Here is a 15,221-nt window from a genome sequence, read left to right on the forward strand (position 1 = left end):
CCTCCCGCAGGCGGGAGGGGTCGGGGGAGGGCAGTCGGCTTCAACAAGCCTGATGGTCCGGGGGAGAACGAGTCCCCTCCCCCAGCCCCTCCCGCCTGCGGGAGGGGAGTAAGAAGATCAGAGTTTTGCGACGAACGCGGCGTAGGCGGCTTCGTCCATCAACGCGTCCAGCTCCGAGGCATCCGACAGCGTGATCTTGAAGAACCAGCCCTCGCCTTCCGGATCGCTGTTCACCAGCGCGGGCTCGTCGGCCAGCTGGGCGTTGCCCTCGACCACGGTACCCGAGACGGGCGCATAGACGTCCGAGGCGGCCTTGACCGACTCGACCACCGCAGCCTCGTCGCCCTTGCTCAGCTCGCGGCCTTCCTCGGGGACGTCGACGAACACGATGTCGCCTAGGGCTCCTTGCGCATAATCGGAGATGCCGACCGTGCCGACATCACCGTCGACGTCGATCCACTCATGATCTTCGGTGAAATAGCGGCTCATGGTCACTTGGCTCCTGAACGAACGTAACGATGGGGGACGAACGGCATCGCCGTGACGGTGGCGTCATGGGTCTTGCCGCGCTGAAGCAGTTTGAGGGCCGTGCCGGGCGTCGCCAGCGCGGTCGGGACATAGGCCATCGCGATCGGCGCGCCCATCGAGGGGGCAAAGCCGCCGCTGGTCACGCGACCGATGACCGAGCCGTCCTCGGCCACCACCGACGCGCCTTCGCGCACCGGCTGGCGACCCGCGACGGTCAGGCCGACGCGCTTGACGGCCGGACCGTTCTCGCGCTCGGAGAGAATACGCTCGGCACCCAGGAAGTCGGCCGCCTCGCGACGCTTCTTGGCGAGCGCGAAGCCCAGATCGGCCATCACCGGCGTCGTCTCGGGGTCGAGGTCATGGCCGTAGAGCGGCAACCCCGCCTCCAGACGCAGCGAGTCGCGCGCGCCCAGGCCGATCGGCTTCACTTCCGCCTGCTCGCACAGGCGGTCGGCGAAGGCAGCGGCATGCTCGGCCGGGATCGAGATTTCGTAACCGTCCTCGCCGGTATAGCCCGAGCGGCTGATCCACAGCGGCACGTCGTTCCACACGAAGTCGGCGGCGGTCATGAACACCAAGGCCTCGACGCCCGGCACGATCCGCGACAACGCGTCGACCGCCTTCGGCCCCTGGAGCGCCAGCAGCGCCTGCTCGTCGAGCAGGTTCAGCGTCGCATCGTCGGGGATGAAGTCGAGCAGATAGGCGATGTCGTCATACTTCGTCGCGCCGTTGACGACCATGTAGAGCTCTTCCGCGCCGTCGAGGGTGCGCTTGGTCACCATCAGGTCGTCGAGGATGCCGCCCTCTTCGTTGAGCAGCAGCGAATAGCGGTTCTTGGCAGAGCCCAGGCCGGTGATGTCGCCCGGCAGGACCTTTTCCAGCGCGGTGATGACCGGGGCCAGACCATTGTCGCCGGTGAAGACCACCTGGCCCATATGGCTGACGTCGAACAGGCCGGCCGACTCGCGGGTCCAGAGATGCTCGGCCATGATGCCTTCATACTGGACCGGCATTTCATAGCCCGCGAACGGGACCATCCGGCCGCCGCGCGCACGATGCCATGCGTCCAGCGGCAACGTCTGGATGACCTCCTGACCCTCGGGGGCGTCTTCTACGTTCAGGTCTGCGGTGTCGCTCACGGGGCCGGTCTCCGTCAAAAGGGTGTCGGCTAGGGACGCAAATGTCCTTACCCGATCCGATCCCCCTCTGTCACGGAACCTGAGAGCTTTCGCCGGAAATTCCGGCTTACCCCTTCGGTGGCACGACGGCGTGAGCCGAAGCGCGCTTTCCAGAGTGTCGATGGCGATCGCGCGGTCCCATTTGCCTGAGAGATTCCGGGGTGGTTGCTCCTTCGGCGGCCGGGTTTTCGTCACCTGAAAGGCGAACCCGGCGCTCTCCCGCGCGCGCCTATGTCGGACATGTCCGACATCGACGCCGCGCCCTCTGCCGACAGGGTTGTCCCAAGTCAATCGGGAACGGCGGTGGGCGCGATCAATCTTGTGGATTGTGGGGTCGAGCGGGATGCGAGATCGACGCCCTTCTTCGTTCCCCGGCGAAGGCCGGGGCCCAGGCGCAACGCGATCGAGGCGCGCTGGTCCATCGCGTAAGAGGCAGACGCCGGCGCTAGCTTGGAGCCCCGCGCCAAGGCATGGCGCGCCACAAGCCTTACAGTAACTGGGCCCCGGCCTCCGCCGGGGCACATCCAATTACCGAGTCGCGTTGTACCGCAACTGTGCGTCGGTCAGCTGGAACCCGACCAGCGCCTCGAAGCTGGCGCTGGCCACCGCCTGGCGCACCTCCGGGTTGGTCAGCGGATCGACCGCCGCATCCTCGTCCCCGGCCTTACGGCGACGGGTCAGCTTTTCGCGAACATCGTCGGGCAAGGTCGCTGCCGCCCGCGAGATGGTGGTCGAGGCCTCGCCCGCCACCTGGCCGCGCGCCTGGCCCGCATCGAAATGCACGTTCACCCGGCCGACGCGCTTGGCGACGACGTTGGTCCCGCCGCGCACGATCGCGATATAGTAAGGCAGCACCACATCCCGCGCCGCCGCCGTGTCGGTACGCCGCGCCTCGACGTCGAAATTGACCGTCGTCACGATGTCCGAACCCGCATCGGCGCAGTTGCCGCGTACGTTGGTCAGGTTGGCGATCAGGTCGATCGAGCCCTGGTCGGTCGCGCCCGGCGTCTTGAACAGCGTGATGTCGCCGGTCCCCGCCGCGACGCCGACGATCGGGCAAGCCGAGCGGACGGCGGTGATGCCGCCCGACGCATCGATCTCACCCGTACGGGCGCAACCGCCGAGAACGAGCGCAAGGGCGACGGGAGCGAGAAACGATGCTTTCACAGGTCGAAATGCCTATTCTGGATGCCGAAGCAGGATGCCGGTTTGGCCGCCAGCATAGGAACCGGGTTGGACGCGCGCAAGCAATGGCGTAGAGCCGTCCCCATGACCCCATCCATGACCGACGCCACGAAGCCGCCGCTCGACCTGTTGATCGCCGCCCCGCGCGGTTTCTGCGCCGGCGTCGACCGCGCCATCCGCATCGTCGAGCTGGCGCTCGAGAAGCATGGCGCGCCGGTCTATGTCCGGCACGAGATCGTCCACAACAAGTTCGTCGTGGACAGCCTGAAGGCCAAGGGCGCGATCTTCGTCGAGGAACTGGACGAGGTGCCGCCCAACGCACATGTCGTCTTCTCCGCGCATGGGGTGCCGAAGTCGGTGCCCGCCGATGCGGAGAACCGGGGCCTGGCCTATTTCGACGCGACCTGCCCGCTGGTGTCGAAGGTGCATCGCCAGGCCGAGCGGCTGGTCGAGATGGGCCGCCACATCGTCTTCATCGGCCATGCCGGGCACCCCGAGGTCATCGGCACCTTCGGCCAAGTGCCGCAAGGTTCGATGTCGCTGGTCGAGACGGTTGCGGATGTCGAGGCGTTCGCACCCGCCGATCCCGACAATCTCGCCTTCCTGACCCAGACCACCTTGTCGGTCGACGACACCGCCGCGACGATCGAGGCGTTGCAGCGCCGCTTCCCCACGATCCAGGGGCCGCGCGGCGAGGATATCTGCTATGCCACCTCAAACCGCCAGGCCGCCGTCAAGGCGATCGCCGCAGAGTGCGACGCAGTGCTGGTGATCGGTGCGCCCAATTCCTCCAACTCGCTGCGTCTGGTCGAAGTGGCCGAGCGGGCGGGCAAGCGTGCGATGCTGATCCAGCGTGCCGCCGATCTCGACTGGGCGTTTCTGGACGGCGTGAAGACGCTGGGCCTGACCGCCGGGGCCTCCGCGCCCGAGCTGCTGGTGCGCGAACTGGTCGATCGCCTGTCGGAACGCTTCATCGTTTCCGAGCGCGAGGAAGAGACGACGCGCGAGACCATCGCCTTCAAGCTGCCCCGCGGGCTGGAAACGGCCGCCTGAACCATGGCCGTCTATACGCAGGTTTCGGCCGAGGCGCTGTCGGCGTTTCTGGCACGCTATGACGTGGGCGACCTGATCTCCGCCAAGGGGATCGCCGAGGGCGTCGAGAACAGCAATTACCTGGTCGACACCACGACCGCGCGGTTCATCCTGACGCTGTACGAAAAGCGCGTGGCGGCGGGCGACCTGCCCTTCTTCCTGGCGCTGCTCGACCATCTGGCGGCCAAGGGCCTGCCGGTGCCGCCCGCGATCAAGGACCGGGACGGCGTGGAGATTCAGGAATTGGCGGGCCGCCCGGCGTGCCTGATCCAGTTCCTGACCGGCGTGTCGCTGTCGCACCCCACCCCGGCCCAGGCGCTGGCGGCGGCGGATGCGATGGGGGCGATGCACCGGGCGGTGCAGGACTTCCCGCAGACCCGCGCCAATTCGATGGGTCATGCCAGCTGGCGGCCGCTGTTCGCGCAATGCGGGCACGATCTCGACCGGATCGAGCCGGGTCTGCACGACGCGATGGGCGAGGCGCTCGACGCCGTGCTAGGCGGCTGGGAGGCGCAGGGCCTCGATACCTGCGTCATCCATGCCGACCTGTTCCCCGACAATGTCCTGGTGCTGGGCGACAAGGTCACCGGGCTGATCGACTTCTATTTCGCCTGCACCGATTTCCGCGTCTACGACCTGGCCGTAATGCACTCCGCCTGGAGTTTCGACGCCAGCGGTGAAGTCTACGCGCCCGATATCGGCGAGGCGCTGGTTGAGGGATATGAACGCCACTTCCCGCTGACCGAGGCGGAGCGCGCGGCGTTCGCGAAGCTGGCGATGGGGGCATGCCTGCGCTTTGCCCTGTCGCGGGCTTGGGACTGGCTCAACACCCCCGCCGACGCGCTGGTGACGCGCAAGGACCCGCTGGCCTATTGGCGGCGCTACATCGCCTATCGCGACGGAAAGGCCGGACTGTGACCCCCGTCGAGATCGCCACCGACGGCGCGTGCAAGGGAAATCCCGGCCCCGGCGGCTGGGGCGCGCTGATCCGCGCGGGCACGCATGAAAAGGAATTGTCCGGCGGCGAGGCTCTGACGACCAACAATCGCATGGAGCTGATGGCCGCGATCGAGGCGCTGAACGCGCTCAAGCGCCCCTGCGCCGTCACGCTGTCGACCGACAGCCGTTACGTGATGGACGGCCTGACCAAGTGGATCCACGGCTGGAAGCGCAATGGCTGGCGCACGGCGGACAAGAAGCCGGTCAAGAATGCCGAACTCTGGCAGGCCCTGCTCGCGGCGGCCGAACGCCACCAGATCGAGTGGAAATGGGTGAAGGGCCATGCCGGCCACCCCGACAACGAGCGCGCCGACAAGCTGGCCAGCGACGCGGCGGAGACGTTTCGGAAATAATCCAACGCCTGCCGCGTCCTTTGCCCCGAAGCGCAGATCACTCCGGTTCGTGGATCGGCGCGTTCGGTCCGTTCTTCAGGACGGATTCGATGGCGTTTCGGGCTCCGGCCTTGCTGGCATAGCCTTCGGTCCACCAGATCAGTTCGCTGTTGTAGCGGAACTTGGCGACATACTCGCCCGCCTTGTTCTTCTCGATCGCAAAGCTGTGTGCCATGATGATCTCTCCGGAAAAGAAGCGATCATCCCTTAGCAGAAAATCGGCCTGCGCCATAGCGTTGGGGTTCGATCCCCTCGGGCACAGGCCCCTCGCCCAGCAGCAACGCCGCCGCCAGCGCCGAGGCGGCGGGGGCGGTCTGGATGCCGAAGCCGCCCTGCCCCGCGCACCAGAAAAAACCCGGTATGCGTGCATCGAAGCCGTATACCGGCGCGCGGTCGGGGGCGAAACTGCGCAGCCCTGCCCAGCGGCGCTCGACCGCCTCGACGCGCCAGTCGACGACCTTTTCCAGCCGGTCGATGGCGACCGCGACGTCCCATTCCTCGGGCGCGATGTCGCAGGGCACGCTCGGCGTCTCGTCATGCGGGGTCAGCCAGAGCCGCCCGCCCACCTCAGGCTTGAAGTAGAAACGACCCGCTATGTCGACGACATGGGGGAGGCCTTCCGGCACAGGCGGATCGGTGCGCAGTTGCACCATGGTCCGGCGATAGGGGGTGATGCCGATCGGCGCGACGCCCGCAAGCTTCGCCACGTCATCGGCCCAGGCACCGGCTGCATTGACCAGCACTTTGGCCGAAAACGATCCCGCGCGGGTTTCCAGATGCCAGACGCCATCGCGCCGCTCGGCCGCCAGCAAAGCCGCGTCGGTCCGGATTTCCGTACCCGCAGCCTTCGCCGCCGCCAGACAGTCCGCGTGGAGCGCGGCGACGTCGATATAGGCGCAGCTCGGCTCCCAGACGCCGTGCACCCATTCGGGGCGAAGGCCGGGGATACGGGCCGCCGGATCGACGCGTGAGAGCGCCACCCCGCTCCCGTCGAAATCCGTGAGCAGCCGCTCGACCCGCGCCTCGTCCTCCGCGCGGCCGACATGCAGCGAACCGAGCGGCGTCAGATATCCCCCGTCGCGCAGGGCAGGGCCCGAGGCGGTGGTCAGCGGCTGCACCGCCGGGCCGCCATAGGTTTCCGACCAGAAGGCCGCCGAACGCCCCGTCGCATGGCGGCCGGGCATGTCCTCCGCCTCCAGCAGAAGGACGCGCGCGCGCGATCCGATCGCGGCGGCCAGCCCTGCCCCGGCCATGCCCGCGCCTATGATCGCGACGTCGTGGATCACGCCGCCACCCCGTCCAGAAAAGCATCGATCGCCGCTAGCGCGCGCAGCCGCACCGGATCGATCTCGCGCAGCAATTCATGCGCCGCCTCCGGCCCGAACCGCTCGACCCGCGCGCCGATCCGGGCGGCGATGGCGGTGGCTGCCTTGGGATCGACCAGACGGTCAGCTTCGGCGATCAGCATCAGCGAGCGCACGCTCACCCGGTCCAGCCGGGGATCGCGCCCCAGCGCCCGGATCGAGCGCAGCGCGGCGGCCAGCCAGCCCCAGCTTGGCGGCCCCAGCGCAAGATCGGGCTGTCGGGCGTACCAATAGCCCTCATCCTCGAACCGCTCGACATCATGGGTCAGGTTGCGCTGCCGCGTATGATGGCCGGGACCTTCCTTGGCCTCCCAGATGCCGCGCTCGGCCCGGCCCAGCGCGTTCATCAGGCGGATGATTCCCGCCCCCAGCAGCGCACCGGTCGGCAGGCGCAGGCCCAGCATCGGCGCGACGAGGATCAGGGCTTGCGGATCGACCGCCCCCTCGACCACCGCCCGCAACGCCAGATGCCCGCCCATCGAATGCCCCAGAAGCACATGCGGCAGTTCGCCTGCGGAGTCCTCGGCCCGCCATGCCCCCCAAAAGGCCCGCAAATCCTCGACCAGTATGGAGAAATTGCCGCCATGCCCGACATGGCGATCGACCAGCAACCGCCCCGATCCCCCCTGCCCGCGCCAGTCGAAGGCAGTGACGCTCCATCCCCGCCCGACCAGATGGGCGAAGACCTCCAGATATTTCTCGATCACATCGGCACGGCCGGTCTGGAACAACAGCCGTCCGCGCGGCGCGCGCGCCGCCCAGTCGAAGCGCCGATGCTCCCACCCGTCGGGCGCGTGCCAGCGCGACAGCGTGGCGGCAGCCGGGAAGCTGCGGCGAAGGGACAGGGTGTCGGTCATCCGTATCCCGGTTACGGTTTTGAAAGCCCCGCCGTCTAGGGCTTCATGCCATGGAATGGAGCATAATGCGTATCGCGCTGCTGGTGGCGCTCATCCTGCTGCTGGTGTCGGCGGGGATCGAGGATGCGCGCACCCGCGAGATCGCCGACCGCAAGAATATCGCCATCGCGCTGCTCGCCCCGCTGTGGTGGTGGGCGAGCGGCGTTTCCGTCTGGCCCGGCATGGCGGTGCAGCTCGGCGTCGGCATCGCGATGTTCCTGCTGTTCGCCCAGGCGTTTCGCATCGGCATGATGGGCGGCGGCGATGTGAAGATGATCGCGGCCGTAGCCCTGTGGCTGCCCCTGCCGTCGCTGTTCCGCATGTTGCTGGTCATGTCGCTTGCGGGCGGCGCGGTCACGATCGCGATGCTGGTCGACCACCGCCTGCGCGTCCGAAGGCTGGGCGACGCCGCTCCGGCGATCGAGGTTCCCTACGGCGTGGCCATCGCGGTGGCCGCGCTCGTCGTCCTTCAGGAACCGTTATTTAACCCCTTTCCGTCCATTTAACCAACCAATCGAACCGAGCATCGGGCTCGGCCAAGGCCGAAGAACGCAGGATGGACAGTCGAAAAGTGTTACTGCTGGTCGGGGCCCTGCTAGTGGCAGGGATCACGGCCCTATTCGCCCGGACCGTCACCGCCGGTAGCAGCGTTCCCCAGGCCCAGGCCGTCACGGTCGCCGCTCCCGTCGAACCGCAGGCCGAGGTCCTGGTGGCCACCCGCACCTTGCCGGTCGGCACGATCATCGACCCCACCGCCCTGAAGTTCCAGCCCTGGCCCAAGGACATGCTGGCCGGGGCCTATTATGTGCGCGGCAAGGCCGACATCGCCAAATTGCAGGGCACCGTGCTGCGCTACGCGATCACCGCCGGTCAGCCGCTGACCCAGGGCGCGCTCGTCAGTCCGGGCGATCGCGGCTTCCTGGCTGCCGCGCTCACGCCCGGCATGCGCGCCGTCACCGTGCCCGTGTCGGCGCAGACCGCGGTCGCGGGCTTCGTGTTTCCGGGCGACCGGATCGACATGGTCCTGACCCAGGATGTCGCAGGCGGTGGCGATGGCCCGCCGCTCAAGGTGTCGGAGACGATCCTGCGCAACATCCGCGTGTTGGCGACCGACCAGCGCACCGACAATCAGGCGGCCGAGGACGGCAAGACCCAGGTCCACACCTTCACCACCGTCACCGTCGAGACGACGCCCAAAATGGCCGAGCAATTGGCAGTCGCCCAGACGGTCGGCACGCTGTCGCTGTCGCTGCGCGCGCTGGCCGAGCGGCCTGCCGACCTGGCGGCGGGCGGCGATCCGAGTGCGGTCGCCCAGCCGATGGTCGACCGGGCGTCCTATGTCACCGGAGCGGACGTGTCGCGCTATCAGCGCCGCACCATACCCGGCCGCAACACCGACTCCACGCCCAGCCACGGCGCGATCGCCATGGCCAACGACAATTCCGCCATCAACCCTGCGGCCCCTGCCATCGGTGAGGCACGCGGCAGGTCCGAAAGCGCTGGCGTGCGTGTGGCTCGGGGCCGCTCGGTTGCCGCGTCATCCGGCGCCGCGCCGATGGGGGATGGAAATTGACCATGTCGCTTCGTTCGCTGCTCTTGCGCGCGCCGCGCACCTCGGCCTTCGTGCTGATGCTGGCTCCGCTGCTTCTCGCCCCGTCGCCCGCGCGGTCGGCGCCGTCCGGGCCGGGTGATTCGACCCCGGCCAGCGACGGTTCGGGCGCGTTGGAGATCAACACCGGCCGGGCGCGGCTGATCACCCTGCCCCGTCCGATGACCGACCTGTTCGTCGCCGACGACAGCATCGCCGATGTGCAGGTCCGCTCGCCGACCCAGCTCTATATCTTCGGCAAGAAGCCCGGCGAGACCACCGTCTCCGCCACAGGGCGCGGCGGTGCGGTCGTCTATGCGGCAACCGTCCGTATCGGCAACAATCTCGATTCGATCGGCCGGATGCTGAAGCTGGCCATGCCCGAGGCCCAGATCGTCGCCACGCCGATGAACGGCCTGATCCTGCTGACCGGCACCATCGCCGCGCCCGACGACGCCGCCGAGGCCGAGCGGCTGGTCCAGGCCTATGTCGGCAAGGACACGCGAATCATCAGCCGGTTGAAGACGGCGACCCCGCTCCAGGTCAACCTTCAGGTCCGCATCGCCGAAGTGAATCGCAGCTTCGTCAAGCAGATCGGCGTCAACCTGCTGAACCGTGACGCCAATTCCAGCGGCTTCGTGTTCGGCATCGCGTCGGGCCGCAATGCGGGCAGCATCGACAAGCTGACCGATGCGGCGGGTCTTCCGGCCGGCACCCGATATACGTTCAACCCCGGCACGCAGCGCACGACGCTGGGCCTGGGCGGACGCGTGTTGGGCATGGACCTGCTCAGCGCGATCGACCTGGGCGAGTCGCTGGGTCAGGTGGCGACGCTGGCCAACCCCAATCTGACCGCCCTGTCGGGGGAGACCGCGACCTTCCTGGCGGGTGGCGAGATTCCCATTCCGCTGGCCAGCGGCTTCGGCGCGGTGTCGGTCGAGTATAAGCAATATGGCGTCAGCCTGTCCTACACGCCGACGGTGCTGTCCGACGGGCGCATCTCGCTGCGCGTCCGGCCGGAGGTGTCGCAGCTTTCGTCGGTGGGCTCGGTCACGATCAGCGGAACCTCGATCCCCGCGCTGACCACTAGGCGGGCCGAGACCACGCTGGAGCTGGGGTCGGGCCAAAGCATGATGATCGGCGGCCTGCTGTCCAACTCGCGCGACAATTCGATCGAGAAGACGCCGTGGCTGGGCGACCTGCCGCTGATCGGTTCGCTGTTCCGCTCCAACGCGTTCAAGCGCAACGAGACCGAGCTGGTCATCATCATCACCCCCTATCTGGTGAAGCCGGTCAACTCGCCCTCCGAGATCGCGCTGCCGACCGACGGGATGCGTCCGGCCAATGACGCCGAACGCGTGCTGCTGGGCCGGATGGGCGGCGGCGGCGATACGTCGACGCCGCGCCCGGTGCCGACCATGACCCCGCCGGTTCAGGGTCGACCGATGGCAGCCGAGGTCGCGCCCGTGCCGCATGGCGCCGCAACCACACTGCCCGCGAGAAAGAAGAATATGCCGACTCCGGGCTTTTCCGAATGACCGCCTGCCCAAGGATAATGCGCCCCATGCGTCGCTCGCCCCTCCTTCTGATGCCGCTCGGCCTGGTGCTGATGACTGGCGGCTGCATGGGTGCCGGTCAGCCGGATCTGGAAACCCGGCATCAGCCGGTCGTGTCGCAGACCGACTATGCGCTCGACCTGGCGCTGTCCGGCGGACGGCTGGCGGCGGACGAGGATCGGCGGCTCGACGGCTGGGCGCGCAACCTGCATCTCGGCTATGGCGACCGCGTCGTGGTGGAGGACCCGGCGGGTGAAGGCCCCGGCGCCTATCGCGAAGTCGCGGGCGTGATCGGCCGCTATGGCCTGCTGCTCGGTCAGGCATCGCCGATCACGCGCAGCCCGGTCGCCCCCGCCACGATCCGCGTGGTCGTGACTCGCGCCCGTGCCACCGTGCCGGGCTGCCCCGACCTGCGCAGCGACACCGCGCTCGACTGGGATGGCAAGACCTCGTCCAACCATGGCTGTGCGATCAATCGCAACCTTGCCGCGATGGTCGCCAACCCTACCGACCTGGCACAGGGCGTGCCCGGTGCCGCCACCAGCGATACCGAAACCGGCACCCGCGGGGTCAAGGCCCTGCGCGCCGCGCCGCCGACGGGGCGTGGCGGCACCACGCTGCGCGATCCCAATAGCAGCCAGGGCGGCGGTGGCGGCGGCGCTTCCGCAGGAGGCGCACAGTGAACGCCCCCTGGAAACCCGCCATGCTGACCGTCCGCGACCCGTTCCTCGCCTTTGTCAGCGACGACTGGACGGTCGAGGCGATCCGCCCGCTCGTCGCCGAACAGGGATGGTCGGTCGACAAGGTCATGAAAGGCGGCCTGTCCGCGGCGATCCAGTCGCTGTCGGTATTGGCCAGCCCGCAGATCCTGCTGGTCGACCTGACCGATACCGACGATCCCGCCAGCGAGATCGGCAATCTGGCCGAAGTCTGCGAACCCGGCACGATCGTGATCGCGGTCGGATCGGTCAACGACGTCCGGCTGTACCGCTCGCTGATCGCCAGCGGTCTGCACGACTATCTGTTGAAGCCGATCAACGCCGACCAGCTGCGCGAGACGATCGCGCAGGCCCGCACCATCCTGCACGCCCCCCGCGCCATGGAGATGGCCCCCGAAAAGGCGACGTGCAGCGTCGCGGTGGTCGGCGTGCGTGGCGGCGTGGGCGCCTCGACCGTTGCCACCTCGCTCGGCTGGCTGATGGCGGAGCGGCTCGACCGGACGACGGCGCTGCTCGACCTGGACGTGCATTTCGGCACCGCCGCGCTAGCGCTGGACCTGGAGCCGGGACGCGGGCTGGTCGATGCGATCGACAATCCCAGCCGCATTGACGGGCTGTTCCTGGAACGCGCCATGGTCAAGGCATCGGAAAAGCTGGCGATCCTGTCGGCCGAAGCGCCGATCAGCGCGCCGATCCTGACCGATGGCCAGGCCTTTGCCCAGTTGCAGGACGAGATGCGCCTGAACTTCGAGACGACCATCGTCGATCTGCCGCGCGGGATGATGATCCAACAGCCGATGCTGGTCGGATCGGCGCAGACCATCGTGCTCGTCACCGAGCTGACCCTGGCCGCCGCGCGCGACACGATCCGCCTGCTGTCCTGGGCCAAGACACATGCGCCGCAGGCGACGGTGCTAACCATCGCCAACCGGGTCCAGCCGCCCGGCCAGTGCGAGATCGCGCAGAGCGATTTCGAGGGGTCGATCGAGCGCCCGATCGATTTCGTCATGCCCTATGACCCCAAGGTGGTCGTCCAGGCGGCCAAGGTCGGCAAGCCCATCGCCGAACTCGGCCGCACCTCGCGCACCATCGCGCCGCTGATCGAGCTGACCCAGCGGCTGTGCGCCTCGGCCGAGGGCATTGTCGACATGTCGGCCAAGCGCGGGCTGCTCGACCGGTTCGACCTGAAGTCGCTGCTCGGCAAGCGGGCCCGGGCCGACTGACGACCATGTCGATGACGGCGACCCTGATCCTGGCCATGGGCGTCTTCCTGACGCTGGTATTGGCCATGGCGGCCTTTGCCGCGCCTGCCCGCTCGCGCAGCCAGACGCGACGGCTGGCGGGGCTTCGCAGTCGCGTCGCGCTCGACCTCGGCAAGCCGCTGGAGGCCGTCGCCGCCTCGCGCGGGATCGCGCTGGCCGGTGACACGCGGATGGACAAGGCGTTCGGCCGCCTGCTCCCCAATCCCGCCAAGCTGGCCACCCGGCTGGACAGTACCGGACGCGACTGGACCGTCGGCCAATATGGCATGGCGAGTGCGGGACTGTCGTTCGGGATGCTGATCCTGCTGATGGTCTTCGGCCTGCCCTTCTTCGGCGCGCTGCTGCTCGGCATCACCCTCGGCCTCTGGGTGCCGCATCTGGTCGTCGGCCGCATGATCGTGAAGCGACGCAACAAGTTCGTCGTCCGCTTTCCCGACGCCATCGAACTGCTGGTCCGCGGCCTGCGTTCGGGCCTGCCGATCAGCGAGACGATGGCGGTCGTCGCGCTCGAACTGCCGGGTCCGATTGGCGAGGAGTTCCGCGCCGTCACCGACCGGATGCGCATCGGCCGCAGCATGGACGCCGCGCTTCAGGAAACCGCCGACCGGCTCGACATTCCCGAATTCCGCTTCTTCGTCATCGCCATCGCCATCCAGCGCGAAACCGGCGGCAACCTGGCCGAGACGCTGTCCAACCTGGCCGAGGTGCTGCGCAAGCGTGCGCAGATGAAGCTGAAGATCAAGGCGATGTCGTCCGAATCCAAGGCGTCGGCCTATATCATCGGTTTCCTCCCCTTTGCCGTGTTCGGCATGATCTGGATGATCAACCAGCCCTATATGGCCCGCTTCTTCATCGATCCGCGCCTGATGCTGGTCGGGGCGGCGGGCTTCGTCTGGATGGGCCTGGGCGCCTTCATCATGTCCCGCATGATCAGTTTCGAGATCTGAATGACCAGTCCCGCGCCCGCCATTCTCGGCCTCGACCCCGCATCGCTCAGCGCGCTGCTTTGGGGCGTCTGCGTCTTTGCGCTGCTGGTCGCGGGCTATGCCCTGATCGGCAGTCGCGACCCGATGACGAAGCGGGTGCGCGCCTTGAACGAACGGCGCGAGCTGCTGAAGGCCGGGATCGACAATGCTCCGAAGCGCCGTGCGCAACTGATCGACCGCGCCACGTTGCTGGAGCGGATGCGCACCGTCCTGGACGCGCTCAAGATGCTGCAGGACGAACAGGTCAAGGCGATCCAGCTGCGCCTGCTCCAAGCGGGCATCCGCTCGAAGGAGATGGCGTTCGCGGTCATCTTCGGACGGCTGGCCCTGCCGATCGTCCTGGGCGGCGGCATGGCCCTGTGGGTCTATGGCACCGAGGACTTTGCCGATTGGAGCGGCTTCAGCTGCTACATGATCGTCGCGGGCATGCTCCTGCTGGCCTATAAGGCTCCGGACCTGGCGCTCAAGAACCAGGTCGACAAGCGCACTGCCGCGATCCGCAAGGGCCTGCCCGATGCGCTCGACCTGATGGTCATCTGCGCCGAGGCAGGGCTCACCGTCGATGCCGCCTTTGCCCGCGTGTCGCGCGAGTTGCGCCGCGCCTATCCCGAACTGGGCGACGAATTTCAGCTGACCTCGGTCGAACTCGGCTTCCTGACCGACCGGCGTCAGGCGCTGGAAAACCTGGCCATGCGGGTCAATCTCGATTCGCTGCGCGGCGTCGTCACCACGATGATCCAGACCGAGAAATACGGCACGCCTCTGGCCAGCGCGCTGCGCGTCCTGTCGGCCGAATTCCGTCACGAACGCATGATGCGCGCCGAGGAAAAGGCCGCGCGCCTGCCCGCGATCATGACCGTGCCGCTGATCCTGTTCATCCTGCCGGTGCTGTTCGTCGTCATCCTCGGCCCCGCCGCCTGTTCGATCAAGGACACGCTGATCGCCGGACAATAGGGACAGCAGGGCAATAAGCCCGCCGCTCGCAACCAGCGCCCCCGCCAGTCGTTGACCGGTCGTAACAGACCAAAATCAACAGGATGGGATCGACGCGATGCTGTTCACTTCGACGACGCAGTTCGCCGTGCTGGGGCTGGTCCTCATCGCGGGTTGGCTCTTCGGGCTGGCGAGCCATCCGGGCGGCCGCAAATGGCGCACCCGCTACGCCACCGAACGGGATGCCCATGCCGCACAGGTAAAGGATACCGAGGCCAAGCTGACGGCGGCACAGGCCCGCATCGCCGAGCTGGAAAAGGAAAACCGCCGCTTGGCGAGTGCCCAGCCGGTCGCGGCTGCGCCGGTGGTGGAGCGGACCGCCCCGGCGTCGACCTATCGCCCGGTCGCGGCGAGCGCAGCGCGTCCGGCCTATCCGGCGGGTGAGCGTCGCGGGTGGTTCGACTTCGGGAACCGGGTTACGACGCGCGGGTGATTGGTTTCGTGGGGTTAGGGCTCGGTGAGACACCCGGCCCTCCCCCATCC

At 67.9% G+C, this 15,221-nt stretch carries 17 protein-coding genes and 1 riboswitch; of the genes, 11 read left to right on the forward strand and 6 right to left on the reverse strand.

All coding sequences use genetic code 11. The annotated features are described in order from the left end of the window. Positions 1-117: 117 nt before the first annotated feature. The 3 genes from gcvH to ACWKSV_RS08945 all read right to left on the reverse strand — a co-directional run bounded on the left by gcvH (position 118) and on the right by ACWKSV_RS08945 (position 2,873). The gene (gene gcvH / locus ACWKSV_RS08935) at positions 118-489 is read right to left on the reverse strand and encodes a glycine cleavage system protein GcvH (protein WP_056434420.1); all 372 of its coding nucleotides are present in this window, start codon (positions 487-489) and stop codon (positions 118-120) included. Between the two features lie 2 nt (positions 490-491). Then, positions 492-1,667 carry a glycine cleavage system aminomethyltransferase GcvT gene (gcvT, locus tag ACWKSV_RS08940; RefSeq protein ID WP_191864548.1) on the reverse strand — a complete coding sequence of 392 codons (1,176 nt, stop codon included), beginning with the start codon at positions 1,665-1,667 and terminating at the stop codon, positions 492-494. A 162-nt stretch (positions 1,668-1,829) separates the two neighbouring features. Next, positions 1,830-1,938: riboswitch (glycine riboswitch) on the reverse strand. A gap of 296 nt (positions 1,939-2,234) precedes the next feature. After that, a complete protein-coding gene (locus ACWKSV_RS08945; RefSeq protein WP_076717129.1) occupies positions 2,235-2,873 on the reverse strand; it encodes a hypothetical protein in 639 nt (212 codons plus the stop codon). 114 nt (positions 2,874-2,987) lie between these two features. On the opposite strand from ACWKSV_RS08945, the gene ispH reads away from it, so the two are divergent. Genes ispH through rnhA form a run of 3 tightly spaced genes read left to right on the forward strand, consistent with a single transcriptional unit; the run spans position 2,988 to position 5,335 of the window. Beyond that, a complete protein-coding gene (ispH, locus tag ACWKSV_RS08950; protein WP_156361108.1) occupies positions 2,988-3,944 on the forward strand; it encodes a 4-hydroxy-3-methylbut-2-enyl diphosphate reductase in 957 nt (318 codons plus the stop codon). Between the two features lie 3 nt (positions 3,945-3,947). Then, on the forward strand, positions 3,948-4,901 hold the full coding sequence (gene thrB, locus ACWKSV_RS08955) for a homoserine kinase (RefSeq protein ID WP_076717131.1): 954 nt from the start codon (positions 3,948-3,950) through the stop codon (positions 4,899-4,901). Then, on the forward strand, positions 4,898-5,335 hold the full coding sequence (gene rnhA, locus ACWKSV_RS08960) for a ribonuclease HI (RefSeq protein WP_056434428.1): 438 nt from the start codon (positions 4,898-4,900) through the stop codon (positions 5,333-5,335). Before thrB ends, rnhA begins: the two co-directional genes overlap by 4 nt. 37 nt (positions 5,336-5,372) lie before the next feature. Here rnhA and ACWKSV_RS08965 read toward each other — a convergent pair whose 3' ends face one another. The 3 genes from ACWKSV_RS08965 to ACWKSV_RS08975 are packed head-to-tail and all read right to left on the reverse strand — an operon-like array spanning position 5,373 to position 7,595. Next, positions 5,373-5,549, reverse strand: a complete 177-nt coding sequence (locus ACWKSV_RS08965; protein ID WP_076718339.1) for a YegP family protein — start codon at positions 5,547-5,549, stop codon at positions 5,373-5,375. Between the two features lie 25 nt (positions 5,550-5,574). After that, positions 5,575-6,660, reverse strand: a complete 1,086-nt coding sequence (locus ACWKSV_RS08970) for an NAD(P)/FAD-dependent oxidoreductase (protein WP_076717132.1) — start codon at positions 6,658-6,660, stop codon at positions 5,575-5,577. Then, the gene (locus ACWKSV_RS08975) at positions 6,657-7,595 is read right to left on the reverse strand and encodes an alpha/beta fold hydrolase (RefSeq protein WP_076717134.1); all 939 of its coding nucleotides are present in this window, start codon (positions 7,593-7,595) and stop codon (positions 6,657-6,659) included. Before ACWKSV_RS08975 ends, ACWKSV_RS08970 begins: the two co-directional genes overlap by 4 nt. A 65-nt stretch (positions 7,596-7,660) precedes the next feature. Between ACWKSV_RS08975 and ACWKSV_RS08980 the strand changes: the two genes are divergently transcribed. The 8 genes from ACWKSV_RS08980 to ACWKSV_RS09015 all read left to right on the forward strand — a co-directional run bounded on the left by ACWKSV_RS08980 (position 7,661) and on the right by ACWKSV_RS09015 (position 15,171). Then, positions 7,661-8,140, forward strand: coding sequence for an A24 family peptidase (locus ACWKSV_RS08980; RefSeq protein WP_083706692.1), 480 nt, complete (start codon positions 7,661-7,663; stop codon positions 8,138-8,140). Positions 8,141-8,190: 50 nt separating this feature from the next. Beyond that, the gene (gene cpaB / locus ACWKSV_RS08985) at positions 8,191-9,207 is read left to right on the forward strand and encodes a Flp pilus assembly protein CpaB (RefSeq protein ID WP_483666790.1); all 1,017 of its coding nucleotides are present in this window, start codon (positions 8,191-8,193) and stop codon (positions 9,205-9,207) included. Between the two features lie 2 nt (positions 9,208-9,209). Continuing rightward, the gene (locus ACWKSV_RS08990) at positions 9,210-10,760 is read left to right on the forward strand and encodes a type II and III secretion system protein family protein (RefSeq protein WP_076717139.1); all 1,551 of its coding nucleotides are present in this window, start codon (positions 9,210-9,212) and stop codon (positions 10,758-10,760) included. Between the two features lie 26 nt (positions 10,761-10,786). Further along, positions 10,787-11,461, forward strand: coding sequence for a CpaD family pilus assembly lipoprotein (locus ACWKSV_RS08995; protein WP_172839684.1), 675 nt, complete (start codon positions 10,787-10,789; stop codon positions 11,459-11,461). Continuing rightward, a complete protein-coding gene (locus ACWKSV_RS09000) occupies positions 11,458-12,720 on the forward strand; it encodes a pilus assembly protein CpaE (RefSeq protein ID WP_076717143.1) in 1,263 nt (420 codons plus the stop codon). Before ACWKSV_RS08995 ends, ACWKSV_RS09000 begins: the two co-directional genes overlap by 4 nt. A gap of 5 nt (positions 12,721-12,725) precedes the next feature. Further along, entirely contained in the window at positions 12,726-13,706 is a 981-nt protein-coding gene (locus ACWKSV_RS09005) for a type II secretion system F family protein (RefSeq protein ID WP_076717144.1), read from the forward strand. Then, positions 13,707-14,699: a type II secretion system F family protein gene (locus ACWKSV_RS09010; protein WP_076717146.1), complete on the forward strand. Its 993-nt coding sequence runs from the start codon at positions 13,707-13,709 to the stop codon at positions 14,697-14,699. A 97-nt stretch (positions 14,700-14,796) separates the two neighbouring features. After that, positions 14,797-15,171, forward strand: coding sequence for a hypothetical protein (locus tag ACWKSV_RS09015; protein WP_076717147.1), 375 nt, complete (start codon positions 14,797-14,799; stop codon positions 15,169-15,171). Positions 15,172-15,221 lie beyond the last annotated feature (50 nt).

Source organism: Sphingomonas sp. SphC10 (assembly GCF_057004845.1).